Origin of the sequence: Streptomyces sp. NPDC101151 (genome assembly GCF_044768335.1) — a bacterium.
Taxonomy (GTDB): domain Bacteria; phylum Actinomycetota; class Actinomycetes; order Streptomycetales; family Streptomycetaceae; genus Streptomyces.
The window spans coordinates 390,713-415,302 of record NZ_JBIWPP010000006.1; the positions used below are offsets into that span (position 1 = coordinate 390,713).

Genomic DNA, 24,590 nt, shown 5'->3' on the forward strand with positions numbered 1-24,590 from the left:
CACCGCAGGGTCAGGGGGCATACGTCTCTGAACGGCGTTTGTGCAGGTCAGGCGGCTACGCAAGGTTTGCCCTCAATCCCTGTTCATACGGGGTGAAACCGGACTGTACGGGGTCTGGTGATGACTTGGTGTCGACCTCCACACCCCGCTTCGGGCAGTCCGACGCGGGTCCTGGAGGCTTGGCTCTAGATCGGATCAGAGACTACCCACCGCCCCACGGGCTGGGATGCGAATATCGCCCTGACCTGAGGCTCTCTCCAGCCGTACGGGCGTGCTCGCTGGGGGAGTGATGAGCGGGGAAGGCCGTACGGATGGGCGTCGTGCGCCGTACGCTCGAATCATGAGCGCCGAGATTGGCAAGCGGCTTCAGGAAGTGCGCAAGCGCCGCGGACTGACGCAGCGTCAGCTGGCTATTGAGTCCGGCGTGTCCTTGTCCTTGATCCGGAAGCTGGAACAAGGGGAGCGGGCTGACACGCGCCTGGAGACTGCGCGCCGACTGGCGCAGACCCTGCGTGTACCAACGACGAACCTCATCGCTGATCACGAAGACGAGCCGGAGGCCGCGCCTGGGGCTGATGATCGTTGGGAGCCTGTCCGGCGTGCGCTCGTGGCTCCGGTGCGGGCGACTGGGCCGACCGAAGAGCCGACTGTCGATGGCGTGCGCGACGCCGTGGAATCGGCCCTGCCGCTCTTCTCTGGTGATCGTTTCGCAGAGCTGAGCGTGATCCTTCCGCCCTTGTTGCGGGACGCTGATCTCGTCGCCGAGAGCGGCCCGGAGGGGCGGGCCGTACGCGTCCGGCTCTCACAGCTGACTGGCTGGCTGCTCACTCAGACTCGGCAGTTCGAGGCGGCCGACATCTCGCTGTCCCGGTCGCTGGAGGAGTCTTCGGATCGGCTTCAGGCGGCTGCGACGGTGAGTACACAGTGCTGGCTCTTGCTGCGGCGCGGTCGGCTGGCTGAGGCACGAGAGCTGGCAACGCGGTGGGCGGATGAGGTGGAGCCTCGCATTTCCAGGGCGACTCCGGCGGAGCTGAGCGCGTGGGGCTGGCTGCTGCTGAGGACTTCCGCTGCTGCGATCCGCGACAACCGGTCCGGAGAGGCCGAGGACGCCTTGCGCTACGCCAATTCGGCGGCGGTCGCCATGGGGCGGGAGTTCGCTCCGCGCGACGACTTCTTGCAAGCGTTTGGGCCAGTCACGGTGGCGCTGAAGCGGGCTGAGAACGCCATGATCGTGGACAAGCCGGATCTCGTGCTCAAGCTCTCGGCGCGCATCCCTACCGGCGGCATGCGGCCCACCTCCAACAATCGAAACCGTCACCTGCTGGATGTAGCGGAGGCGCATGCCCGCTCGCGCGACTACGCGAAGACGGTTGAGGTCTTGCAGGGCATTCGCGCGGACGCTCCGCAGTGGCTGCCGAACCAGCGGTACGCGCGGGACATCTTCGGTCGGGTGATCGCACGAAGGCGCACGCTGACGCCTGAGATGCGGGACCTTGCTGACGCGATCGGGGTGCCCGTCTGACCCTGTGTGGCACTTCCTGCTGGCGCCGCGCAAAAGTGCCATTGAGGCGTGTTCGTGTCACTACGTAGCGTCATTGGCACGGCGACTCAAAGCCCACGGCTCGGGGACGTGGCCGCCGACTGGTAGGAGGACGACAGTGCCCGAAGCTACAACCAGACTCTGCAGGCTCCGACAGGGAGCCGTGGCCAGCGATGCGCGGCAGTGGGAATACACGACCTACGCCCCCGCTGGTGAGATCTGCCCGGCGTGCGGGAAGCTGATCAAGAGCCTTGAGAGTTGTCGTCGGGGGATGCTGGCTCGCCGGGACTCGTCTCCGGTCGTGGCCTACTGGCACACGGCTTGCGCGCCGAAGGAGACGGGGCAGTGATTCCGATGGAGGTCTATAAGAGCAGCAAAAAGGCCGCTACTGACGCGCATGAGGCGCTGCGGCAGGCACTGCTGGCCATCGGGATTCCGAGCCGGGACCTTGGCTGGCTGGCTCCGCGCGTAGCGCCGGACGGCCGTCCGATGGTGGCCGTGGGGACGTGGAACGCTGACGTGGTGCAGAAGGTAGCGGCGCATCTGATGGCGTCACCTGCGCACGTCCAGGCGGCGCCGGACGGCCGTGTCGTGGCCGATCTCGCCCGCGTGACTCGCGAGGTGTAGACCCCGGCGCGCTGAATGACGGCGAATAGAGGTTCAGCGTGTCGGTTGCCCCGCCTGTGACCTTCCCCCCCGGTGGGTCACGGGCGGGGTTCTCTGCTGTTTGAGCGTGTGATGCCGTGATGGCGCGCTGTGGGCACGCCGCCGGCCGTAGAGGCTTTTGGGCGGGAGCTGCCATGGGGCGAGTGAACAGGGGGCCTTACGCTCGCCAGCGGATCGGGCAGTCCTTGGGACCTGCCCGCAATAGCCCGATCGGCCCCCTGTTGTTAGAGGCTCGCCCCATGGTGGCTGCCTAAAAGCCTCGTAGGCCGTCGGCCCCAGCCCGAGAGAAGGAACCCGGCTCCGGCGGCTCGGGTGGGGTCGAGCTTCCCGCTATCGCGCGGGATGGGGCGTCTGGGGCTGGCCGGTGGGGGTGTCGTGGTCCGGGGTGGTGGCTGAGCTGCTGGAGGCCGTGAGTCTCGGGCCACAGTCCTCGGGATCGGGGCGGGCAAGGTGGGGCGTGCTGGGTCTGGCGTACGTCTTCGGGGTCGCCTGGTGTGCGCCGGGGCGGTGGCGCCCCGGACCGGACCGGCCGAAGGCCGCATGCCGGGCCGGGGTGCGGCAAGCCGCCCCGGCGGCGCGCCGAAGGCGCGCCTGGAGGAAGTGAAGACAGATTCCGACACCTGCCCTGCACCGCTGCCCGCTCCCGCTTCCCGGCGCGCGCATGGTCCGGGGCGCAACCTGCTGACCAAGCTCCCCAGGCAACTCGGTACGGTCCCCATGGGTTCTCTCCGGCGGTGCCGCAAGTGGTCTGCCTGCGGCGGTAATTCGATGGCGGCCCCCGGGTGCCTCTGGGATCATGGGCGTTCGAGCGACGAGCCTTCTTTCAGCGAATCTCAGACACAGACATAGACACAGACTTTCTTCAGCAGATATCACGCCTTCAGCCTTCTTCTGCCTTCTCTGTCTTCGTTCTCTCTCACGCTGCCTCGACATACGCTCTCATTTCTGACGCTGCATCTATTAAAGCCAATTCAAAGCCAAGGAGATTTCATACATGACTCACGCCTACATCTCTGCTCGCGCTCCTCCCTGTCCATCCGTTTTGGAGGTGCTCTGTGTTTAACGCCTCGCGCGAGGTGACCACTCCGAATATTCGCTCCGCTCAGCTGGAACGTGAAAAGCGTTTGCGGATGCTCTCCGATGCCGATCGGGACATCATCCGCTTGGCCAACGACCCCCTGTTTCCGCGCTGGCTGGAGCAGATCGGGGCCATTGGGGGTTGTGCCCATCCGATCTATCTGTCTGGCTCTACGGTCACGCGGGATGCGCTGACGGGTGAGCTGATCTCTTCCTATTCGACTGCCGGGGAGCCGGGTGAGCGGCTGGCTGTGCGCTGCCGTAACCGCCGGTCGTCGGTCTGTCAACCGTGCTCCTACCTGCATGCAGGCGACACCTATCAGCTGATCCGTGCGGGACTGTCCGGTGGCAAGAACGTGCCCGATGTAGTGCGCGATCAGCCCCGTTTGTTCGTCACGCTGACGGCGCCCTCATTCGGGTCGGTCCATCGCTTCCTGGACGGTGAGCGATGCCGACCGCGCCGGGACGGCGGAGAGTGCGAACACGGGCTTCCGGTCGGCTGCGGCCTGGTGCACGCCGAGGATGACGCGGCGCTGGGCTGTCCGCTGTGCCCGCACTGCTACGACCACGTGGCCCATGTGCTGTGGCACGCGCACGCCGGGCGCCTCTGGGATCGGTTCACCACCGCTGCACGGCGGCACCTAGCCTCCGCCGCAGGGATCCCGCGCTCGAAGCTCCGTGACCATCTGGTGGTGTCCTTCGCCAAGGTCGCCGAGTACCAGAAGCGGGCAGCCATCCACTTCCACGGGGTGGTGCGCCTGGATGGTCCGGCCGGTCCCGGCGACCCTTCCCCCGACTGGGCCACGGCCGAACTGCTCACTGACGCCGTACACACGGCTGCCGCATCGGCGAACGTGCGCGTCCCGGAATCGGACGCCTACGGAACCGAACTCCTCGTCTTCGGCGAACAGTTGGCCGTACGGCCGATCTGGTCCTTCGCCGACGACGAGGGACCCACCGATGACGCGGTCGCTGCCTACGTGGCCAAGTACGTCTCCAAGGGAACGGCCGAAACCGGCGCCGGACTGGACTACCGCGTCACCAGCCTGGGCGACATCCATGCGGCCGTGGTCACGACGCACGCGCGGGCCTTGATGGCTACGTGCTGGCGCCTGGGCGGCCTGCCGGAACTTGAACACCTCCGGCTGCGCTCCTCTGCTCACACGCTCGGCTACCGGGGCCACATCCTCACCAAATCCCGCCGCTACTCCACCACGTACACGGCCCTTCGCGAGGAACGGGCCGAATACCGGCGGGGGGATACAGGGCCGACTGACAATCCTGCCGTCATCACGGACTCGAACTGGCGCTACGTCGGCTCCGGCTACACCGCCGGCGCCGCCCTGGTCGCTGCCGGAATCGCTGAAGACCACGTCATGAGCCGCCAACTCGCTCGGGAAGCGATAGAGGACGAGGGTCTGGGGTGGAAGCTGTGAGGGGTGGCAGCAACCTGCTCATGACGCCGGACGAGGCGGCCTCGGAGCTTGGCGTGACGAAGCGGGTCCTCATGGACTCGTACCGGCGCTGGGGCATCCCGTACCTGAAGGTCGGCAAACATGTCCGGTTCCGAACTCGCGATCTCCACAACTGGGTTGAGGACCGCATGCGGCAAGGCTAGGCTGACGCTCAGTCACTAACCAATCAACATGCGGAGGGTCAACAAGCGTGGCGACCATCAAGAAGGAAGACTGCTCCTGCCCTCGGCGCAAGAAGCCCACCTGCCCTCACAAGCCGTACCGGGTGACGTACCGGGAGCCCGGGGGCAGGGCGGGCAAGCCGCGACAGGTGTCCTTCAAGAAGCTCGAAGACGCGGAAGCGTTCGCGGTCAAGGTCGAGCGGGACAAGGACTTGGGGACCTATATCAACCCCAAGGCGGGACAGCGGACGTTCCAACAGGTCTGGCATGAGTGGGTTGAGGCGGGAACTCTGGAAGAGTCCTCAAAAAGGAATTACCAGAGCGTCTACGACAACCACTACGGGCCGTTCTTCGGGAACAAGCCCATCGGGAGTATCGCGCCGACAACCATTCTGGAATGGGAGGCGGACCAGAAGGAGCGCGGCTACAAGGAAACCGGAATCAACGGACGTAAGAACGTCCTCTCATCTGTCTTCAACTATGCGGTAGCAGCTGAGATCATCGGCCGCAATCCGTGCAAGAAGGCGAATCCCCGTCGGCGCTCGGGGCAGCAAGTAACCCCGGTCACCGACGAAGACATCCCGACCATGGAAGAGGTTCTGGGGATCATCGCGGAGACTCCGAAGCTGATCCGGGCTGGCTTCTGGGCCATGGCGGGTTGCGGGACGCGTCCGGGGGAGTCCCTGGCGCTCTCCGATGAGTCCATGGAATGGGAGCGCAGCATCCTCGCCGTGGACCACCAAGTCTCGGCCTACGGCTGCCAGGAAATCTCTGGTTACCGGCGCGGCGTGAAGCGGGGTACGAAGCATCGCGTCTTCGAACAGGCGCGGAAGACTCCGGTTCCCGACTCAATCAACGAGATCTTCAACGATCACATCGACGCCTTCGGGACATGGGGAGATCGCGGCTGGTTCTTCGAGTCTCCCCGGCTGAATGATCGCCACCCGTCGTATGACTGGTTCCTGGATCAGTTCAAGGCGGCGGCCAAGGTGGCCGGGACTCCGCAGTACACCCCGAAGAGCTTCCGGCACTTCTTCGTCTCGGAGGCCATCCACGCTCAGATTCCGCTGTTCGAGGTCGCGGCGTGGGTTGGGCACCGGACCACCAGGACGACTGAGCTGGTCTACGGGCACCTCGTCCGCCGCGCCATGGACCGGGGTGCCCGCACGATGCACAACCGTCTGGGGCTGAAGCTGGAGCCTTTCAAGGGCCTCATCGTCCCGCCCTCGCTGACGCCCACGGAGGATGACATCGAGGACTGGGACGACGTGGCGTAAGTGGTTCACTGTGATCGCGTGTCGGCCTGGTGCAGACTTCGAGCCGGAACGGTCGCCTTCTCAGTCGCGGCCGGACTCGTTCGCAGTGTTCAGGATATTCACACTCCGAAACATTGCGGACGGGCATCCGTGGGACACGGCGGCAACCTGCCCGGGTTGGGCCTTTCCGCAGTTAAAGGCCCCTCCTAGTACGTAGGTCTGGGGGCCTCCGACTGCTTCCATGGAGCCCCAGAACTGAGGAGTGACCCCCTGATATGCAAAGTCCTTGACTTGCCCTTCAAGGCGGCCGTTCCGGATCATGTATGCCCTCTGACCCGTAAATTGGAAGTTGTACCTCTGCATGTCGATCGACCAGGACCGGTCGCCCACAACGTAGATGCCCCGGTCGACGCCCCCGATCAGGTCCTCGGTGGACAGCCCGGCGGGATCCGGCCGCAGCGACACGTTGGCCATGCGCTGCACCGGCACATGCCCGGGGGAGTCGGCGAACGCGCACCCGTTGGACCGCTCGAAACCGGTCAGCTTGGCGATCCTGCGGTCCAGCTGGTAGCCGACGAGCGTGCCGTCCTTCACCAGGTCCCAGGACTGCGCCTCGACGCCCTCGTCGTCGTACCCGATGGTCGCCAGGCCGTGCTCGGCGGTGCGGTCACCGGTGACGTTCATCAGCTCGGAGCCGTACTTCAGCTTGCCCAGCTGGTCGAAGGTGGCGAAGGAGGTGCCGGCGTAGGCGGCCTCGTAGCCGAGCGCCCGGTCCAGTTCGGTGGCGTGCCCGATGGACTCGTGGATGGTCAGCCACAGGTTGGACGGGTCGACCACCAGGTCGTACGGGCCCGGCTCCACGCTCGGCGCCCGCATCTTCTCGGCGAGCAGCTCCGGGATCTGCTCCAGCTCGCTGTCCCAGTCCCAGCCGGTCCCGGTCAGGTACTCCCAGCCGCGCCCGACGGGCGGCGCGATGGTCCGCATCGAGTCGAACTCACCGCTCGACTCGTCCACCGACACGGCCGTCAGCTGCGGATACAGCCGCACCCGCTGCTGGGTGGTGACCGTGCCCGCGGTGTCGGCGTAGAACTTGTTCTCGTGCACGGTGAGCAGCGAGGCGTCCACGTGGTTCACGCCGTTCGCCGCCAGGAGCCGCCTGCTCCACTGTGCCAGCAGCCCGGCCTTCTCCTCGTCGGGCACCGAGAACGGATCGATCTCGTACGACGAGACCCACGTCCTCTCTCCGTGCACCGGCTCGCCGGCCAGCTCCACATGCTCGTCGGACCCCGCCGCCCTGATCACCTGCGCGGACAGCTTCGCCATCGCCACCGCCTGCGAGGCGACCTTGGCGGCCGCGTCCAGGGTCAGATCCACGCCGGACGCGAAACCCCACGTACCACCGTGCACGACCCGGACCGCGTACCCGAGGTCGGTGGTGTCCGACGATCCCGCGGGCCGGGCGTCCCTGAGCCGCCAGGACGCGCTGCGCACCCGCTCGAACCGGAAGTCCGCGTGCTCGGCCCCGAGCGCACGTGCACGTGCCAGCGCGGCGTCGGCCAGGGCCCTTAGCGGAAGCGCCGTGAAGGCTTCGTCGATGGAATGAGGCACGGAGGTCTCCCTGCTGTCGTGGCCTGTCGGATCCGATCATGTCGCGGGAGGGGCCCGGCGGACCACATCTTTCGGTTCGGTGCGGGCCGTTTCTGTAGGGACCCGACAGCGACGCCGACGCGCCACTGTCGGTGCCCGCTTGCCCGCGGAAGGGGCGCTACCGATAGGTTTTCGATGAAGCCGCCTGCCATCCAGGTGTTCGGGCGGGTTGTCCGACCGCATCACACCGCTATCGAAAGGGTGATCCGTTGAGCCGCTCGGTTCTCGTCACCGGAGGAAACCGGGGCATCGGCCTCGCCATCGCCCGCGCATTCGCCGACGCCGGCGACAAGGTCGCGATCACATATCGCTCGGGTGAGCCGCCGGCCGGCTTCCTCGCCGTCAAGTGCGACATCACCGACGCCGAGCAGGTGGAGCAGGCCTACAAGGAGATCGAGGACCAGCACGGTCCGGTCGAGGTCCTCGTCGCCAACGCCGGCGTCACCAAGGACCAGCTCCTGATGCGCATGTCCGAGGAGGACTTCACCTCGGTCATAGACACCAACCTCACCGGCACCTTCCGGGTCGTCAAGCGCGCCAACCGCGGCATGCTGCGGGCCAAGAAGGGCCGCGTCGTCCTGATCTCCTCCGTGGTCGGCCTGCTCGGCTCGGCGGGGCAGGCGAACTACGCCGCCTCCAAGGCCGCCCTGGTCGGCTTCGCGCGCTCCCTCGCCCGTGAGCTGGGGTCGCGCAACATCACTTTCAACGTCGTCGCGCCCGGCTTCGTCGACACCGACATGACCAAGGTGCTCAGCGACGAGCAGCGCGCCGGCATCGTGTCGCAGGTCCCGCTCGGTCGTTATGCGCAGCCGGAGGAGATCGCCGCGACGGTGCGGTTCCTCGCCTCGGACGACGCTTCGTACATCACTGGAGCCGTCATCCCCGTTGACGGCGGACTGGGAATGGGTCACTGATCACCATGAGCGGAATCCTCGAGGGCAAGCGCATCCTGATCACGGGTGTGCTGATGGAGTCCTCCATCGCCTTCCACGTCGCCAAGCTCGCCCAGGAGCAGGGCGCCGAGATCATCCTGACCGCCTTCCCGCGGCCCACGCTGACCGAGCGCATCGCCAAGAAGCTGCCGAAGCCGACCAAGGTCATCGAGCTGGACGTCACCAACGACGAGCACCTCGCCCGCCTGGCCGACGTGGTCGGCGAGGAGCTGGGCGGCCTCGACGGCATCGTCCACTCCATCGGCTTCGCCCCGCAGGACGCGCTCGGCGGCAACTTCCTCAACACGCCGTTCGAGTCGGTCTCCACCGCCATGCACGTCTCGGCGTTCTCCCTGAAGTCGCTGACCATGGCCTGCCTGCCGCTGATGCAGAACGGCGGCTCGGTCGTCGGTCTCACCTTCGACGCCTCCTTCGCCTGGCCGCAGTACGACTGGATGGGCCCCGCCAAGGCCGCCCTGGAGGCCACCAGCCGCTACATGGCGCGCGACCTGGGCAAGCAGAACATCCGCTGCAACCTGGTCTCGGCGGGCCCGATCGGCTCCATGGCCGCCAAGTCCATCCCGGGCTTCGGCGAGCTGGCCTCCGTGTGGGACAGCCGCTCCCCGCTGGAGTGGGACCTCAAGGACCCGGAGCCGGCCGGCAAGGGTGTCGTCGCCCTGCTGAGCGACTGGTTCCCGAAGACCACCGGCGAGATCATCCACGTGGACGGCGGTCTGCACGCCATCGGTGCGTGACCCCCGTCTGACGTCGGCGCCCCGTTCCCCGCACTGTGCGGGAGCGGGGCGTCACTCGTTCGGCGTACCCGGCCGGGCGGGGGCGGGTGCCGACGGCGCACTCTGGATTACGCGGCCACCCCGCGCATCCCTCCGCAGCCCGGCCGAGGAGGTCCCCTTGTGCGCCTGTCCCGCAGCCTGGCCTCGGTGACCGTGGCCGTAGCCCTCGTGCTCTCCCTGCCGTACGACGCGATGCCCCACGCGCGCGCGGGCGACGGCAAGCCGCCCGCACCGAAGCTGTTCGGCGCCGCGTGCCGTACGGACATCAGCGGCTCCCACGTGGTTGCGTACTGCCACAACCCCTACGTCGACACCGACCGGGTGCGGCTGCACATCGAATGCGCCCGCTGGTGGGACATCGACACCGACAGCGCTCCGGTGGACACGGGGCCCGCCATGACGGTACGGCTGACCGGCCGGTGCTGGAAGGACGTCCGCTCGGTGTGGATCAGCCACCAGAAGGGGCACTGAACCTGCCCGGGCGGCACAGGAACGGGTAGCTCGCGGCCTCCGTGGCGGCGGCTTCCGTGTCGCCCGCACGGATCGCGTCCACCAGCCGGGCGTGATCCATATGGGCCTCGGGCGTCAGCTCGGCCCCGACGTCGGCGCGCAGCCAGTCCCGGAGCACCTCGCCCAGGTCGGCGTACATCGCCGTCATGACGTCGTTGTGGGAGGCGGCCACCACGGCCAGGTGGAAGGTCGCGTCGGCGGTCACGAACGCCTCGGCCTCGCCGGTCTCCCAGGCCTCCTCGCGCCGCAGCAGAAGCGCGTCCAGCTGCTTGAGGTCCTTCTCGGTGCGCCGCTCGGCGGCCAGCTTGGCCGCCGCCGACTCCAGCGTGGAGCGCAGCTCGGCGATGTGCCGGGGGTCGGCGTCCGCGAACCGGCGGTGCATCACGCCGGCCAGCTCGCTCGTCGCCACCACGTAGGTGCCCGAGCCCTGGCGGATGTCCAGCAGACCGTTGTGCGCGAGCGCGCGTACGGCCTCGCGGACGGTGTTGCGGGCGACCCCGAGCTGCTCGACCAGCTCCGGCTCGGTCGGAATGCGCGAGCCGACCGGCCACTCGCCGGAGGCGATCTGGCTGCGCAGCTCGGCGATGACCTGCTCGGAGAGCGCCGAACGGCGCGGGTGGCTCAGGGGCATGGCCCACCTTCGCACGAGAGGCCCGGACGGTGACGTCCCGGGAATGGACAACCAATCATCCCATGATTCTATGATGGGCGGCATGGCTAGCGAAGAAACCCGGACCGCGGAAACCCGTACGGAGCCGTCTGTGCCCGGACGAGGTGCGACCACCGCAGCGGACGCACGTCGGACGCCCCGCACGCGCGCGTGGGCGACCCGGCTGGTCGTCGTCGGCATCGTGCTGTCCGCGGTGAACCTCCGCCCGGCCATCACCAGCCTCGGAGCGCTCCTGGAGGAGGTCCGCGACGGACTCGGCATGAGCGGCAGCGTGGCCGGGCTGCTCACCTCGGTGCCCCCGCTCTGCTTCGCCGTCTTCGGCGTCACCGCACCCAGGCTGGCCCGCCGCTTCGGACCGGCCGCGGTGGTCTGCGCCGGCATGGCCGCCATCACCGCGGGCCTGCTGATACGGCCCTTCGCCGGGGGCACGGCCGGGTTCCTGGCCGCCAGCGCACTCGCCCTCATGGGCATAGCCGTCAGCAACGTGCTGATGCCGGTCATCGTCAAGCGCTGGTTCCCCGACCGGGTCGGCTCCATGACCGGCCTCTACTCCATGGCCCTCGCCCTCGGCACCTCCCTCGCCGCCGCCGTGACCGTGCCCATGACCGACGCGCTGGGCGGCGGTTGGCAGCCCGGGCTCGCCGTCTGGGCGGGGCTCGCGGCCGTCGCCGTACTGCCCTGGCTGCCGCTGGTGCGGGAGCGCGGCGCCGCCCCCGCCCGGGGGCCGGTGCCCATGGCGGGGGACCAGCCGCGGCGGCCGGCCGGGCAGCGGCAGCAGGCCCCGCTGCGCATCACCCGCAGCCGCACCGCCTGGGCGCTCGCCGTCTTCTTCGGGCTCCAGGCCACCGCCGCGTACATCACGATGGGCTGGATGGCCCAGATCTTCCGCGACGCCGGAGTCGCGGCGGGCACCGCGGGCGTGCTCCTCGCCGTCACCATGGTGATGGGCGTGCCGCTGGCCTTCGTCATCCCGCGGCTGGCCACCCGGCTGCCCCACCAGGGCCCGATCGTGCTGGTCCTGGGCGCCTGCGGCCTCGCCGGATACGCCGGCCTGTACTTCGCGCCGGCCGCCGGCGCCTGGGCCTGGGCCGTCCTGCTGGGCATCTCCAACTGTGCCTTCCCGCTGGCCCTGACGATGGTCGGCATGCGGGCCAGGACCGGGCCGGGCGTGGCCCAGCTGTCCGCATTCGCCCAGAGCACCGGCTATCTGATCTCCATCCCCGGCCCGCTGCTGGTCGGCGTGCTCTACCAGCACAGCGGCGGCTGGGGGGTGCCGATCGCCCTCATGGCGGGCCTGATGCTGCCCCAGATGGCGGTGGGCTGCCTGGCGGGCCGCGACCGGATCGTGGAGGACGAGGCCGCGCCGCGCTGATGCTCCGACCCCGGAGGCAGACACACGCGCGCGGGGTGCGAGACTGGCCGCATGCCAGTGCTCGACCCGAACCCGCAGAACGGCCAGAAGAAGATGATGGTGGTCTTCGGCGCGTTCTTCGCCATCTTCGTGATCATCGCTGTCATCGCGACGATCGCCTCGCCCTGATCCGTCCCGGCTCGATCCGTCCCGGCTCGATCCGGCCCGCTCCGCGCCCGGATGGTGGGGCTGGCCCCACCATCCCCTAGGGGGTCAGGGTCAGGGTCAAGTGGGTGGATCTCCGGATGGGTTGGTGGCCCCGGTTTCCGTAGCTTCGAGATATGACCGCGGCAGGCGGCCAGCACCACTCGAGGACCCACGGAGGCGATCATGCCGGCCCGCACGCACACCCCGCCCCACCCGGCGACCTCGGGCAGCGTCGACATCCGGCTGCCCTGGTGGGGGCTGGCCCTGCCCGCGCTCGCCTTCATCGCGCTGCTCGCGCTGATACTGAACCCGTCGGACGCCCACGCGGCGAGCGGTGACCCCGCGATCACGCAGTTCTTCGAGCGCGTGCGGCAGCTCCTCGCGCGCTGACGCGGAGCCTCCGCACGCGGTGAATCCGCATGTCAACTCCCTGCGCCACGTGGCCTGTTTCGTGCGAAGCTGGGCCCATGAGCGTCGCAGAACCCCGCAGGATCGTCCTCTTCCGGCATGCGAAAGCCGACTGGCCCCAGGTGTCCGACCATGAGCGCCCGCTCGCCGAGCGGGGCCGTATGGACGCCGCAGTCGCCGGGCGCAAGCTGGCCGACACCGGTATCACCTTCGATCTGGCCCTGTGTTCCACCGCGGTCCGGACCCGCGAGACCTGGAAGCTCGCCGTCCACGAACTCGCGCACCGGCCGAAAACCATCTATGAGGAGCGGGTCTACGAGGCCTCGCCCGGCGAGCTGATCGCCGTGCTCAACGAGATCCCGGACGACGCGCAGAGCGTGATCCTGATCGGACACAACCCGGGCCTGCACGGTCTGGCCGAGATCCTGGCCGGCGGGTCCGAGGGCGATGCGCGCGATCGGATGAGCCGCCGCGGCTTCCCCGCCGCGGGCTTCGCGCTGCTGACCTTCGACGGCATCTGGAAGTCCCTGGAGCCGGGCGCGGCCACCCTGGCGGACTACTGGGCACCCTCCGAGTGACGGCACACGCGCGAGGAGGGCCCGGCACCGCGGTGGTGCCGGGCCCTCCTCACGTCCGGTGCGCGACGGCTCCGGGTCGGCTCAGCCCTCGTCGTGGGTGTCGGCCGCCTCGACCTCTTCGCGGGTGATTCCCAGCAGATAGAGGACCGTGTCCAGGAAGGGGAAGTTCACCGCCGTGTGCGCGGCCTCGCGGACCACCGGCTTGGCGTTGAAGGCGACACCGAGACCGGCCGCGTTCAGCATGTCCAGGTCATTGGCGCCGTCGCCGATCGCCACCGTCTGCGACAGCGGCACCCCGGCCTCGGCGGCGAACCGGCGCAGCAGCCGCGCCTTGCCCGCGCGGTCCACGATCTCGCCGGTGACCCGCCCGGTCAGCTTCCCGTCGACGACCTCCAGCGTGTTGGCCTGCGCGAAGTCCAGCCCCAGCCGCTCCTTCAGATCGTCCGTGACCTGGGTGAAGCCACCGGAGACGACCCCGACTTGGTAGCCCAGACGCTTCAGCGTGCGGATGAGCGTGCGCGCGCCCGGCGTCAGCCGTACCTCGTTGCGCACCTTTTCCACCACCGAGGCGTCCAGCCCCTCCAGCAGTGCCACACGCGCGTGCAGCGACTGCTCGAAGTCCAGCTCCCCGCGCATCGCCGCCGCCGTCACCTCGGCGACCTTGTCCTCGCAGCCGGCATGGGCGGCGAACAGCTCGATGACCTCGTCCTGGATGAGGGTGGAGTCCACGTCCATGACCACCAGCCGCTGGGCGCGCCGGTGCAGACCCGCCGAGACGACGGCGATGTCGACACCCAGTGCCGCCGCGTCGGACGCCAGAGCCGTGCGCAACGGTTCGGTCTCCACGCCGGACACGGCGAACTCCACCGCGGTCACCGGGTACTTGGCGAGGCGGAAGATACGGTCGATGTTGCCGCCGGCCTTGGCGATCCGGGCGGCGACGGCGGCCGTCGACTCGGCGGTGAGGGGGTGACCGAGGACGGTCACCAGGGAGCGCCCGAGACCTCGCGGACGGTTGTCGCCGTGCCCCGAGATGATCTCCGCCTGCATCTTCATCGACTCGGCCCAGCTGTGGACGGTGGCCCTCAGGTCGCCCTCCAGGCCGGCCGGCGGCTGAGTGACCAGCACGCACAGCACCAGGCGGCCCCGGGTGACGACCTGCTCGATGTCGACCACGTCGACGAGGTAGGCGGCAAGGGTGTCGAAGAGGCCGGCCGTGATGCCCGGCCTGTCCTTGCCGAAAATCTTGACGAGGAGAGTAGGGACCTCGGAGGTCTGCGAAGCGCTCATGGTGTCACCACCGTATCCGGCACCCAGTGCCTTCCGCCCGAGAGGTCCGCCTGACGGACACGGAACAATGAGTGTCCGGCCGATGTCGGGGATCTTGCCTCCCGGCGACAGCCCTCCTCGGCTCGACCCCCGCGGTACGCCTCCGGCGCTACCACGACTGTGCCACGACGGCGCCTGCGACGGGCAGCCCCGGGGGAGCGGTCAGGTTCCCGAAACCTCGCTCTTCGCCTGCGGCGTCCAGGCCGCTGATCGCCCCCTCGGGCCCGCCGGTGCCCATCCGTCCGGCCCGCGACCGCCGGCCGCTCTCCGTGGCGCGGGCACCGGTCATCCGTGGCGCCGCCACCCGCCACCCGTCGACCCCGACCGACGTCACCGAAACGGCCGTGCCGCCCTCCTCAGGGGCGCCGCAGGCTCACTTCCTGGGCCCGCCGGGCGGACGCGGTGGCGGAGGAGGCGGCGGCCCCTCGTCCGGTGTGTCCGGCGCACGACCACGTGGACCCGCGCTGGGACGTCGCCGGGGCGGAGGCGGGCCCACGGGCCGGGCGACGGTGGGGGCGCCGTACACGTCGTTCCTGGACGGGGACGGCCGCGCGTCCTCGGGCACCGCCCGCAGTTCCTCGGGCACCTTGAGATAGGGATTCGTGCCCGGGTTCGGCGGCCGGTGAGGCCTGCTGGGCGCGTACGGTCCGGCCCCGCCGTCGTGCCCGGACCGCACCGGGCCCGCACCGCCGTACCCACGGTCGGCGCCCCCGTCGTCCCCTGTTCCCGCCCCGCCCCGCGTCTCACCCCGGGCCGGCCACAGCGCCCGCGACCCCGCCGCCCCGGTCGTCCGGGCGAGCAGCGCTCCCACCGCCCCGGCTCCGGCACCCCACACGGCGCCCAGCAGCAGCGCCATGCCCAGGTGCCCGTGCAGTTCGAGCCCCGCGCCGAAGGCGTCGAAGCCCAGCACGGACAGCGAGGCGTCCACCGAGACGTCCGCCAGCCAGGAGAGGAAGGGCAGGGCGAGCGCGGTCGCGATCCCGAGCCGCAGGGCGCAGCGGCCCGCGAACCCCGCCGCACCACCCGGGACGGACACCGGTGTGCGGACCGCCGTGAGCACCCCGGCCAGCAGCATCATCAGCGCCGCCGCCACCGCCAGCAGCCACACCCGCCCGTCCAGCTCGGCCAGCCGCCCCACCGTGACGGGCCGGCCGGAATCCGCGGCGAGCAGCCGGTCGAGCGGGTCCGGCAGCACGGTGCCCAGCGCGCCGGTGGCCTTGCCGGCCCAGGGCACGAACAGGCCGATCGGGATGCCGAGCCACACCCCGTTCGGGGCCCCCAGCAGGGCCGCGCCCGCGATCCGGCGCGGATGGTCGTCGCCGATCGCCGCGTACACGGCCGCCGCGAGCCCGGCGGCCACGGCCATCAGCAGCACGGTGACGAGCGCCGAGACGGCCGGCCGCACCACCCGGTGCACGGCGTCCCAGCCGGGCGGCAGGGGAGTGCGTCGGGAGGCGAGCAGCGCGATCAGCAGGATCCCGGCGGACCAGCCGAGGCCGCCGAGGAGGGTCGGCGCGGTGTCCACGGTGAAACCGACGGCGGCCTTCGCATGGATCAGATCGCCGATCCGGTCCGGCAGCAGCCCGCCGACGTCCCCCAGGCCCGGGATGCTCAGACCGCCCCCCTTGCCGCCTCCGCCGGACAGATCGTCCAGGCCGAGCGAGCCGCCGTCGATCGTGATGACGTCGTGCCCGGCCCAGGCCAGCCCGCCCAGCGTCGCCACGAACAGGGCGACCACCGCCCCCGCGCGCGCGAGGAGTTCGGACGGCGCGATCACAACTCCGGCCGTGCGCAGGGACCGTAGGAAGAACCACGACAGCAGCAGGGCGCCGACCAGGCTCACCCCCAGTGGCGTGATCTCGACGGCCGTGTGAGCCTCGGCGCCTTTCAGTCCAAAAGCGGATACATCTCCTGACGGGGAGACCGAACCACCCGCCCCGAGCGCCACGACAGCCGCCGTCATGGGCCCCAGGGAGCCCGCCGAGTCCGCCTGCAGCAGATGCAGACCGAGCGCGGCCGTGCCCGCCATCCCTATCAACGCCCAGCTGACGGCGGCGATCGCGGACAGCAGGATGTCCACCCACGGCAGCGATGTGCCGCGCCGTCCGGTCTCGACGCCCGTGGCAGAGTTCATGGCAGACCCCCCGATCCGCGGCGCGGCACCGCAGCCGCGCTTGTCCCCCTCGCGGGGGATTACCACTCTCCGGCCCGGTTTCAACCCCGTCAACGGGGCGAGTTGAAGCGCGTGCGGGCGCCCTTCACAAGGCCCGACTTTCGGTCATGGGGCCGAGCCTGAAATAGTTCCCCACGATGTTCGACATCCCTAGACTCCCTCTGATGGGGGTAACTCGGGGGACAACTCAGTGGGGCTGGAGTGCCGGAACTCGTACTGGAATCAAACGGACGGACCTGGACGCTTGACCCGTCCAGGCCCTACACCCTCGGACGCGATCCGCAGGGTGACATCATCTTCGACGACGCCAGGGTCTCCTGGCGTCACGCCACGGTCACCTTCAACGGCCGCAGTTGGGTCATCGAGGACCACGGCAGCACCAACGGCACCTTCGTGCAGGGCCAGCGGATCCACCAGATGGAGATCGGCCCCGGATCGGCGGTGCACCTCGGCAACGCGACCGACGGACCGCGCCTGAACCTCTCCGGCGCCGCGGCCCCGGCCGCCCAGCCCCAGCAGCAGCCGCAGGCGGCACCGTATGCCGCCCAGGGCGCGGGGGCCGGCTGGGCGCAGCAGGTGCCGCAGCAGTCCGCCCCGCAGGCCGACTGGCAGCAGCCGCAGCAGCCCGCGCCCTTCCCGCAGCAGAGCGGTCCGGCCGAGGGCTACGCGCAGAAAACGCCCGGTGGTGGCGCGGGGGCGCCGCCGGTCTACGGCGACCGCAGCCCGACCACCTTCCACCAGTTCGCCGTCGGCCGCGTGATGCGCATCGGCCGTGCCCTGGAGAACGAGCTGGTCGTCTCCGACCTGCAGGTCTCCCGCAACCACGCCGAGTTCCACTCGACGCCCGACGGCCGCTTCGAGATCCGCGACCTGGGCTCGCACAACGGCACCTACGTCAACGGCCAGCCGATCGCCAAGGGCGGCTCGGCGCTGCTCGGTCCGAACGACATCGTCGGCGTCGGCCACTCCACCTTCCGCATCGTCGGCGACCGCCTCGAGGAGTTCGTCGACACCGGTGAGGTCTCCTTCTCCGCCCGCCACCTGACCGTCACGGTCGACGGCGGCAAGCAGATCCTGAAGGACGTCTCCTTCGGTGTCCCGGAGAAGTCCCTGATCGCGGTCATCGGCCCGTCCGGCTCCGGCAAGTCGACTCTGCTGAAGGCGCTCACCGGCTACCGGCCCGCCAACCAGGGCGAGGTGCTGTACGACAACCGGAACCTGTACAAGCAGTTCGCCGAGCTGCGCCAGCGCATCGGTCTGGTCCCGCAGGACGACATCCTGCACAAGGAGCTGACCGTCAAGAAGGCCCTGAAGTACGCGGCCAAGCTGCGCTTCCCGGCCGACACCACCGCGCAGGAGCGCGACGCCCGCATCGACGAGGTGCTGCGCGAGCTCAAGCTGGACATCCACAAGGACAAGAAGGTCACCTCCCTGTCCGGCGGCCAGCGCAAGCGTGTCTCGGTGGCCCTGGAGCTGCTCACCAAGCCGTCGCTGATCTTCCTGGACGAGCCGACCTCGGGCCTCGACCCGGGCATGGACCGCGACGTCATGCAGCTGCTGCGGGGCCTCGCCGACGACGGCCGTACGGTCCTCGTCGTCACCCACTCGGTGGCCGAGCTGGCGATCTGCGACAAGCTGCTGGTGATGGCGCCGGGCGGCTCCGTGGCCTACTTCGGCCCGCCGGAGGAGGCGCTGAACTTCTTCGGCTACGACACCTGGGCCGACGTCTTCTCCGCCTTCGAGAACTACCGCGACTACGACTGGGCGGGCCGCTGGAAGGGCTCGCAGCACTACCAGATGTACGCCGCGGACATCGACGCCGTCGCCGCGCAGTCCGTACACATGCCTCCGCCGCAGGCCATCAGGCCGCCCAAGCCGCAGGGCTGGGGCTCACAGCTGATGACCCTGATCCGGCGGTACGTGGCGGTCATCGTCTCCGACAAGGGCTTCCTGGCCCTGACGGTGATCCTGCCGGCGGTGCTCGGCGCGGTCAGCCTGCTGATCGACAGCGACAAGGGCCTGCTGGTCAACGAGGCGGTCAACCCGCGCACGGGCCAGCACATCCCGAACGGTACGGCCACCACGGTGCTGCTGATCCTCGCGGTCGGCGCGTGCTTCGCCGGTGCGGCGAACTCCGTGCGTGAGCTGATCAAGGAACGGGTCATCTACGAGCGGGAGCGTGCGACCGGCCTGTCCCGGTCGGCCTACCTGATGTCGAAGGTGGTCGTCCTCGGTGCCGTCACCGTGCTCCAGGGCCTGATGGTCGGCCTGATCGGGTTCTCCAGCCGGGAGATCCCCGACGAGGGGCTCGTCCTCGGCAACTCGACGCTCTTCGAGCTGTGCCTGCCGATCATGGCGCTCGGCTTCACCTCGATGATGTTCGGCCTGGTGATCTCCTCGCTGGTGAAGACCGCAGAGAAGACCATGCCGCTGCTGGTGATGTTCGCGATCATCCAGGTCGTCTTCACCGGCTGCCTCTTCACCCTGCACGGCACCCTCGGGGTCAACGAGTTCTCGTACCTGATGCCGTCGCGCTGGGCGGTGGCCGCCGCGGGCGCCACGCTGGACTTCAACAACATCGCGCCGAACACGGACGACCCGGGCAGCACGGACCCGCTGTGGGACCACCAGGCCTCGGCCTGGGGTGTGGACATGGTCGCGCTGATCGTCCTCGGTGTGATCTGCGGCTTCTTCGTCGCCCGGTTCCTGCGCCGGCACGAGCCGGAGGTCATGCGGAAGTAACCGCATCCGTACGAACGCCAAGGGCGGCACCCCCCAGGGGGTGCCGCCCTTCCGCGTTACGTGAGAGGTCCGCGCCGGCCTCAGTACGCGCTGTTGACGTTGTCGATCGTGCCGTACTTGTCGGCCGCGTAGTTGGCGGCGGCGGTGATGTTGGCTACCGGGTCGTAGATGTTCCACGACGTGCCGGCCACGTGGTAGGCGCTGAAGGTCGGCGGGATCACCTGCAGCAGGCCCTTGGACGGGATGCCGTTGATGGCGTTGATGTCCCAGTCGTTGATGGCCTGCGGGTTGCCGGAGGACTCCCGCATGATGTTCTTGTGCAGGCCGTGGTAGCTGCCCGGGATGCCCTTGGACTTCATGATGTCCAGGGCCTCGCGGATCCAGCCGTCGAGGTTGTTGGAGTAGCTCTTCGCGGCGACCAGCTGTACCTGGGGGCGCTGCGCGGAACGGCTCGCGGCCGCCTTGGCGGCGCGCTCCTGGGCGGCCTTCTTGACGGCTTCGGCGGCGGCCTTCTTCTTCGCCGCGGCCTCGGCCTGCACCTTGGCGGCGGCGTCGGCCGCGGCCTTCTTCTTGGCGGCGAAGGCGTCGAGCTTGACCTTTTCGGTGGCCAGCTGGTCGGTCAGCGTGGCCTTGACGTCCTTGACCGGCTGGGTCGCGTACTGCACCTGCTGGGCCGTCGTGGCCGGGGCACCGGTGGTGACGGTCTGGGCGCTGCTGGGGACGGCCGAGAAGGCCAGGGCGGCGGCACCGAGGGCGCCGACACCGGCGATCGCGATCTTGTGCTGCTTGGCCAGCGTACGACTATGGCGACGGTTGAGGATGTTCTTCGGCATGGCTGATTGACCTCTTCAGGTAGCGCGGAGGTCGCTCCTGCGTCCGCCGGGGGAATCGGCTCCTCCCACACGAACGCCGGGGTGTGGAACCCGGGGCGCTGAGCGACGAGAGCCATTCTTAGCGGGCGCAAAATGCCGAGGCAAAGGTGTGACGTACGATCCCCGGTAGTGGATCGGGGATGGGCAAAACGGGACAGACTAGGCCGTCTGTCCCGTTCATGCGGGGACGCTATATCTCCTATGTCCATTCGTACGTGATGTGCGCCCTATGTGCGGGCTCACATCGGGGGCGAAACAGTTTCACCCGGAGTTGCCGTCGCAACGCACTGTGTGAGGGGCCTCCTACGGGAGGATGAGGTGGACGTCCCCGAACTCGTGCCACAGGTAGAGCCCGCGCAGCGCCTCCTCGTACGCGCGGTCGACCGCGGCCCGCCCCGCGACCGCCTCCAGCATCAGCAGATGCGAGGCCTCGGGCTCGTGCAGCCCCGTCAGCAGCCCGTCGACCACGCGCACCCCGCGCTCGGGCGTGACCACCAGATCGGTCCAGCCGTCGGCCGCCCGCACCACCCCGTCCGGCCCGGACGCCGACTCCACCGCCCGCACGCCCGTCGTCCCGACCGCGATCACCCGCCCGTCACCCGCCCTGGCGGCGTTGATCAGCCGCGCCGACGCAGCGGGCACCGCGAACCGCTCCGGATACGGCGGCTCGTGCGCCTCCGCCGACGCCACCCCCGTGTGCAGCGTGATCGGCGCGAACTGCACGCCACGGCTCACCAGCTCCGCAACCAGCCGTGCGGTGAAGGGCCGCGCCGCACTCGGCATCTCCGCGCTGCCCGCTCCGTCCGGCGAGGGCAGCGCGAACACCGTCTGGTAGACGGACAGCGGCTGGTCGCGCTGCGTATAGGAGTAGCGAATGGGCCGCCCGTGCTCCCGCAGCACCGAAAGCACCTCCGCCCCGGACACCCGCGCCCACCACAGCCGCTCACCGCCCCCGCTCAGCGGCTCCTCCAGGACCAGCCGCGCCCCGCCCGGCAGCGACACCTCTGTCCCCGCGGGCCCTCCCGCCCCTCTCCCGCCATCGCCCTTCCGCGGACCCCTTCGCGCACCGTATGCCCGACGCGCGCGCGTAGTACCCCGCCCGTCGGGTTCCCGCAGCTCGACCGCCCACCGCCCGTCGTCCCCGCGCGTGGAGAAGTGCACCACCACGCGCGCGTGCCCGATCCGCCCGTCCACCGCGGCGGCGAACGTGGGCGAGGTGTTCACCACCAGCAAGTCCCCCGCCCGCAGCAGCCGCGGCAGCTCGGCGAAGACGTGGTGCGACACCTCGGTGCCGCGCGACACCAGCAGCCGCACGGCATCGCGGTCGAGGCCGGGACCGCGCTGCTCGGCCGGCACCCGCGCCGACAGCTCCTCCGGCACCCTCACGGAGGTGGTCATCGCCCCTCCACCAGTGACGGCGCCGTATACCGCCCGCTCGCCGGCCGCTCGTCCAGCAGCCGCAGGAACGCCGGTACGACACTGCCGGGCGCAGGACGCGGATCGTCGTCGTCCGGTACGGCCGCCGCGTACAGGTCCGTCGCCATGTCCCCGGGGTCCACGGCCCACACCCGCAGTCCCGGCTCCTCCGTGCCGAGCACCGCGGCGAGCTGGTCCAGGGCCGCCTTCGAGGCGCCGTAGCCGCCCCATGTCTCGTACGCCTCCGCCGCCGCGTCCGAGCTGACCGCGATCACCGCGCCCGCGGCCGACTCCCGCAGTAGCGGCAGCGCCTCCTGGACCAGGCCCAGCGCCGCCACCACGTTCACCTCCAGTGCCCGCCGCAGCCCCTCCAGGGGCAGCTCCGCCAGCCGCACCAGCGGCTCGGCACCCAGCGCGCTCGCATTGCTCACGACCAGGTCGACACCGCCCAGCTGCCACGCGGCGGCCACCAGCCCGGCCCGGTGCCGGGCCTCCGTGACATCCCCGGGCAGCGCCTCCACCCGCACGCCGTGCCCGGCGACCGCCTCGGCGGCCTCCTTCAAGGGCTCCGCGCCCCGGGCGTCGAGCACCAGATCCCAGCCCCGCGCGGCCAGCGCCTCGGCCAGCGCCCGCCCCAGCCCCTTGGAGGCCCCCGTGATGATCGCTACCGGCATGACAACGTCCCCTCGTCGCTTGCCGCCCTCGTCGGGGCGGTGACCCCAACGTAGGAACGGCACCCCCCGCGCCGCCTCGGACGCGGGCCGCAACACGGCGGGGTCCTTCGACGTACGCCGCAGGTAGGGGGCCAGGGACCTACACCACCGGACCTAGGCCCATCGGCCCGGACCCGGCCGTCACAGGTCCGATCCGCACTGTCACATCGCGCCGGTACCGTGAGGACATGAGTCAAGGCCCCCGGTCCGGCCTCGCCGCGGTGAGCTCCGCGCTGCTGGCCATGAGCAGGCACCTGGAGGTGCGCGACGTCCTCAAGACGATCGTCGCCTCCGCCCGCGAGCTGCTCGACGCGCAGTACGCCGCCCTCGGCGTCCCCGACGACCACGGCGGCTTCGCCCAGTTCGTCGTCGACGGCGTCAGCGACGCCCGGTGGAAGGCCATCGGCCCGCTGCCCCGCCAGCACGGCATCCTCGCCGCGATGCTGCACGAGGCCCGGCCCGAGCGCCTCGCCGACGTGCGCAAGGACCCGCGCTTCGAGGGCTGGCCGTCCGCCCACCCCGACCTGGTCGACTTCCTCGGCCTGCCCATCCGCGACGACGACGAGGTCATCGGCGCCCTGTTCCTCGCCAACAAGAACTGTCCGAAACCGGAGGGCAGCTGCGGCTTCACCGAGGAGGACGAGGAACTGCTCGCCATCCTCGCCCAGCACGCCGCGATCGCCCTCACCAACGCCCGCCTCTACGAACGCAGCCGCGAGTTGACCATCGCGGAGGAGCGCTCCCGACTCGCCCATGAACTGCACGACGCGGTCAGCCAGAAACTCTTCTCCCTGCGCCTGACCGCCCAGGCCGCCGCCGCGCTGATCGACCGCGACCCCGCCCGCGCCAAGGGCGAACTGCACCAGGTCGCCGCGCTCGCCGCGGAAGCGGCCGACGAACTGCGCGCCGCCGTCGTGGAGTTGCGCCCCGCAGCCCTGGACGAGGACGGCCTGATCGCCACCCTGCGCACCCAGATACAGGTCCTCGACCGCGCCCACAGCGCGCGCGTGACCTTCACCGGCAATGGATTCCGCGCCCTGCCCGCGGCCCAGGAGGAGGCCTTGCTGAGGGTCGCCCAGGAAGCCCTGCACAACGCGCTGCGCCACTCCGGCGCCGAGCATGTCGACGTGACCGTCGACCGGCGCGGCAGCGGAGCCGTGCTGCGCGTCACCGACGACGGCAGCGGCTTCGACCCCAGGACCGTCCGCCGCGCCGGACGCCACCTGGGCCTGGTCTCGATGCGGGACCGGTCGAGCGGCGTCGGCGGCACGCTGAGCGTGGAATCGGCGCCCGGCAAGGGCACCACGATCGAGATGGAGGTTCCCGGTGGCTGACGCAATCAAGGTGCTGCTCGTCGACGACCACCAGGTCGTCCGCCGGGGCCTCCGCACCTTCCTGGAGGTGCAGGAGGACATCGAGGTCGTCGGCGAGGCCGCGGACGGCACCGAAGGAGTCGCCCGCGCCGAGGAGCTGCGGCCCGACGTCGTCCTCATGGACGTCAAGATGCCGGGCATGGACGGCATCGACGCCCTGCGCAGGCTCCGCGAACTGGACAACCCCGCGCGCGTGCTGATCGTCACCAGCTTCACCGAGCAGCGCACAGTCGTCCCGGCCCTGCGCGCGGGCGCCGCCGGGTACGTCTACAAGGACGTGGACCCCGACGCGCTCGCCGGCGCCATCCGCTCCGTGCACGCCGGCCACATCCTGCTCCAGCCCGAGATCGCCGGCGCCCTGCTCTCCCAGGAGGAGGCCAACTCGGGTCAGGGAAGGGGCGGTTCGCTCACCGAACGGGAGCGGGAGGTGCTCGGGCTGATAGCCGACGGGCGCTCCAACCGGGAGATCGCCCGCGCCCTCGTGCTGTCCGAGAAGACCGTCAAGACGCACGTCTCCAACATCCTCATGAAACTGGACCTCGCGGACCGCACGCAGGCGGCCCTGTGGGCCGTACGCCATGGCGTGACCGGCTGAAACGCCCTCCCCAACGCCTCACCGGCGGCAACGCGGATGGTTCCGTTCCGGGCTGAGATTCATACCGTCGTGGGAATGTCACCCGGACGGCGCATCCTCCGGCGA

The 24,590-nt window shown here is 69.9% G+C and carries 22 protein-coding genes; 15 read left to right on the top strand and 7 right to left on the bottom strand.

Annotated elements, in window-relative coordinates; all coding sequences use genetic code 11:
• Positions 1 to 340 precede the first annotated feature (340 nt).
• The 5 genes from ACIRU3_RS15040 (at position 341) to ACIRU3_RS15060 (ending at position 6,196) form a co-directional block, all read left to right on the top strand.
• Complete coding sequence (locus ACIRU3_RS15040) at positions 341 to 1,522, top strand: helix-turn-helix domain-containing protein (protein ID WP_404056166.1); 1,182 nt, start codon at positions 341 to 343, stop codon at positions 1,520 to 1,522.
• A gap of 363 nt (positions 1,523 to 1,885) precedes the next feature.
• Positions 1,886 to 2,167, top strand: a complete 282-nt coding sequence (locus tag ACIRU3_RS15045; RefSeq protein ID WP_404056168.1) for a hypothetical protein — start codon at positions 1,886 to 1,888, stop codon at positions 2,165 to 2,167.
• Positions 2,168 to 3,261: 1,094 nt separating this feature from the next.
• Positions 3,262 to 4,719 carry a replication initiator gene (locus tag ACIRU3_RS15050; RefSeq protein WP_404056170.1) on the top strand — a complete coding sequence of 486 codons (1,458 nt, stop codon included), beginning with the start codon at positions 3,262 to 3,264 and terminating at the stop codon, positions 4,717 to 4,719.
• A gap of 20 nt (positions 4,720 to 4,739) precedes the next feature.
• Positions 4,740 to 4,901: a helix-turn-helix domain-containing protein gene (locus ACIRU3_RS15055; RefSeq protein ID WP_404056172.1), complete on the top strand. Its 162-nt coding sequence runs from the start codon at positions 4,740 to 4,742 to the stop codon at positions 4,899 to 4,901.
• 47 nt (positions 4,902 to 4,948) lie between these two features.
• Entirely contained in the window at positions 4,949 to 6,196 is a 1,248-nt protein-coding gene (locus tag ACIRU3_RS15060; RefSeq protein WP_404056174.1) for a tyrosine-type recombinase/integrase, read from the top strand.
• A gap of 60 nt (positions 6,197 to 6,256) precedes the next feature.
• Here the strand turns inward: ACIRU3_RS15060 and ACIRU3_RS15065 are convergent, their stop codons facing one another.
• Positions 6,257 to 7,783, bottom strand: coding sequence for a TldD/PmbA family protein (locus tag ACIRU3_RS15065; protein WP_404056176.1), 1,527 nt, complete (start codon positions 7,781 to 7,783; stop codon positions 6,257 to 6,259).
• A 248-nt stretch (positions 7,784 to 8,031) separates the two neighbouring features.
• Here ACIRU3_RS15065 and fabG point away from each other — a divergent pair, with 248 nt between their 5' ends.
• From fabG to ACIRU3_RS15080, 3 genes are all read left to right on the top strand, one after another.
• Positions 8,032 to 8,736 carry a 3-oxoacyl-[acyl-carrier-protein] reductase gene (gene fabG, locus ACIRU3_RS15070; protein WP_359070074.1) on the top strand — a complete coding sequence of 235 codons (705 nt, stop codon included), beginning with the start codon at positions 8,032 to 8,034 and terminating at the stop codon, positions 8,734 to 8,736.
• Between the two features lie 5 nt (positions 8,737 to 8,741).
• On the top strand, positions 8,742 to 9,509 hold the full coding sequence (gene fabI / locus ACIRU3_RS15075) for an enoyl-ACP reductase FabI (protein ID WP_359070075.1): 768 nt from the start codon (positions 8,742 to 8,744) through the stop codon (positions 9,507 to 9,509).
• A 159-nt stretch (positions 9,510 to 9,668) separates the two neighbouring features.
• The gene (locus tag ACIRU3_RS15080) at positions 9,669 to 10,019 is read left to right on the top strand and encodes a hypothetical protein (RefSeq protein ID WP_404056179.1); all 351 of its coding nucleotides are present in this window, start codon (positions 9,669 to 9,671) and stop codon (positions 10,017 to 10,019) included.
• Here the strand turns inward: ACIRU3_RS15080 and ACIRU3_RS15085 are convergent.
• Positions 9,997 to 10,689: a FadR/GntR family transcriptional regulator gene (locus ACIRU3_RS15085; RefSeq protein ID WP_404056181.1), complete on the bottom strand. Its 693-nt coding sequence runs from the start codon at positions 10,687 to 10,689 to the stop codon at positions 9,997 to 9,999. The genes ACIRU3_RS15080 and ACIRU3_RS15085 overlap by 23 nt on opposite strands.
• An 82-nt stretch (positions 10,690 to 10,771) precedes the next feature.
• Here ACIRU3_RS15085 and ACIRU3_RS15090 point away from each other — a divergent pair, with 82 nt between their 5' ends.
• The 4 genes from ACIRU3_RS15090 (at position 10,772) to ACIRU3_RS15105 (ending at position 13,272) form a co-directional block, all read left to right on the top strand.
• The gene (locus tag ACIRU3_RS15090; RefSeq protein ID WP_404056183.1) at positions 10,772 to 12,100 is read left to right on the top strand and encodes a CynX/NimT family MFS transporter; all 1,329 of its coding nucleotides are present in this window, start codon (positions 10,772 to 10,774) and stop codon (positions 12,098 to 12,100) included.
• Between the two features lie 51 nt (positions 12,101 to 12,151).
• Positions 12,152 to 12,268 (top strand): SGM_5486 family transporter-associated protein, encoded by a 117-nt coding sequence (locus ACIRU3_RS15095; protein WP_404056185.1) that lies wholly within the window; start codon positions 12,152 to 12,154, stop codon positions 12,266 to 12,268.
• Positions 12,269 to 12,469: 201 nt separating this feature from the next.
• Positions 12,470 to 12,676 carry a hypothetical protein gene (locus ACIRU3_RS15100; RefSeq protein ID WP_404056187.1) on the top strand — a complete coding sequence of 69 codons (207 nt, stop codon included), beginning with the start codon at positions 12,470 to 12,472 and terminating at the stop codon, positions 12,674 to 12,676.
• 77 nt (positions 12,677 to 12,753) lie between these two features.
• Positions 12,754 to 13,272, top strand: coding sequence for a SixA phosphatase family protein (locus ACIRU3_RS15105; RefSeq protein ID WP_404056189.1), 519 nt, complete (start codon positions 12,754 to 12,756; stop codon positions 13,270 to 13,272).
• An 81-nt stretch (positions 13,273 to 13,353) separates the two neighbouring features.
• Here the strand turns inward: ACIRU3_RS15105 and serB are convergent, their stop codons facing one another.
• Together serB and ACIRU3_RS15115 are read right to left on the bottom strand one after the other, a co-directional pair.
• A complete protein-coding gene (gene serB, locus ACIRU3_RS15110; protein ID WP_404056191.1) occupies positions 13,354 to 14,562 on the bottom strand; it encodes a phosphoserine phosphatase SerB in 1,209 nt (402 codons plus the stop codon).
• A gap of 412 nt (positions 14,563 to 14,974) precedes the next feature.
• On the bottom strand, positions 14,975 to 16,735 hold the full coding sequence (locus ACIRU3_RS15115; RefSeq protein WP_404056193.1) for a streptophobe family protein: 1,761 nt from the start codon (positions 16,733 to 16,735) through the stop codon (positions 14,975 to 14,977).
• Between the two features lie 240 nt (positions 16,736 to 16,975).
• Between ACIRU3_RS15115 and ACIRU3_RS15120 the strand changes: the two genes are divergently transcribed.
• Positions 16,976 to 19,516: an FHA domain-containing protein gene (locus ACIRU3_RS15120; RefSeq protein ID WP_404056195.1), complete on the top strand. Its 2,541-nt coding sequence runs from the start codon at positions 16,976 to 16,978 to the stop codon at positions 19,514 to 19,516.
• A gap of 80 nt (positions 19,517 to 19,596) precedes the next feature.
• Here ACIRU3_RS15120 and ACIRU3_RS15125 read toward each other — a convergent pair whose 3' ends face one another.
• The 3 genes from ACIRU3_RS15125 to ACIRU3_RS15135 form a co-directional block, all read right to left on the bottom strand.
• The gene (locus tag ACIRU3_RS15125; protein WP_404056197.1) at positions 19,597 to 20,349 is read right to left on the bottom strand and encodes a transglycosylase SLT domain-containing protein; all 753 of its coding nucleotides are present in this window, start codon (positions 20,347 to 20,349) and stop codon (positions 19,597 to 19,599) included.
• 342 nt (positions 20,350 to 20,691) lie between these two features.
• Positions 20,692 to 21,786: an S-adenosylmethionine:tRNA ribosyltransferase-isomerase gene (locus ACIRU3_RS15130; protein WP_404056199.1), complete on the bottom strand. Its 1,095-nt coding sequence runs from the start codon at positions 21,784 to 21,786 to the stop codon at positions 20,692 to 20,694.
• Positions 21,783 to 22,478, bottom strand: coding sequence for an SDR family NAD(P)-dependent oxidoreductase (locus ACIRU3_RS15135; protein ID WP_404056201.1), 696 nt, complete (start codon positions 22,476 to 22,478; stop codon positions 21,783 to 21,785). The genes ACIRU3_RS15130 and ACIRU3_RS15135 overlap by 4 nt, the downstream gene beginning before the upstream one ends.
• A 227-nt stretch (positions 22,479 to 22,705) precedes the next feature.
• On the opposite strand from ACIRU3_RS15135, the gene ACIRU3_RS15140 reads away from it, so the two are divergent.
• A complete protein-coding gene (locus tag ACIRU3_RS15140; protein ID WP_404056203.1) occupies positions 22,706 to 23,851 on the top strand; it encodes a GAF domain-containing sensor histidine kinase in 1,146 nt (381 codons plus the stop codon).
• On the top strand, positions 23,844 to 24,485 hold the full coding sequence (locus ACIRU3_RS15145; protein ID WP_404056205.1) for a response regulator: 642 nt from the start codon (positions 23,844 to 23,846) through the stop codon (positions 24,483 to 24,485). The genes ACIRU3_RS15140 and ACIRU3_RS15145 overlap by 8 nt, the downstream gene beginning before the upstream one ends.
• Positions 24,486 to 24,590 lie beyond the last annotated feature (105 nt).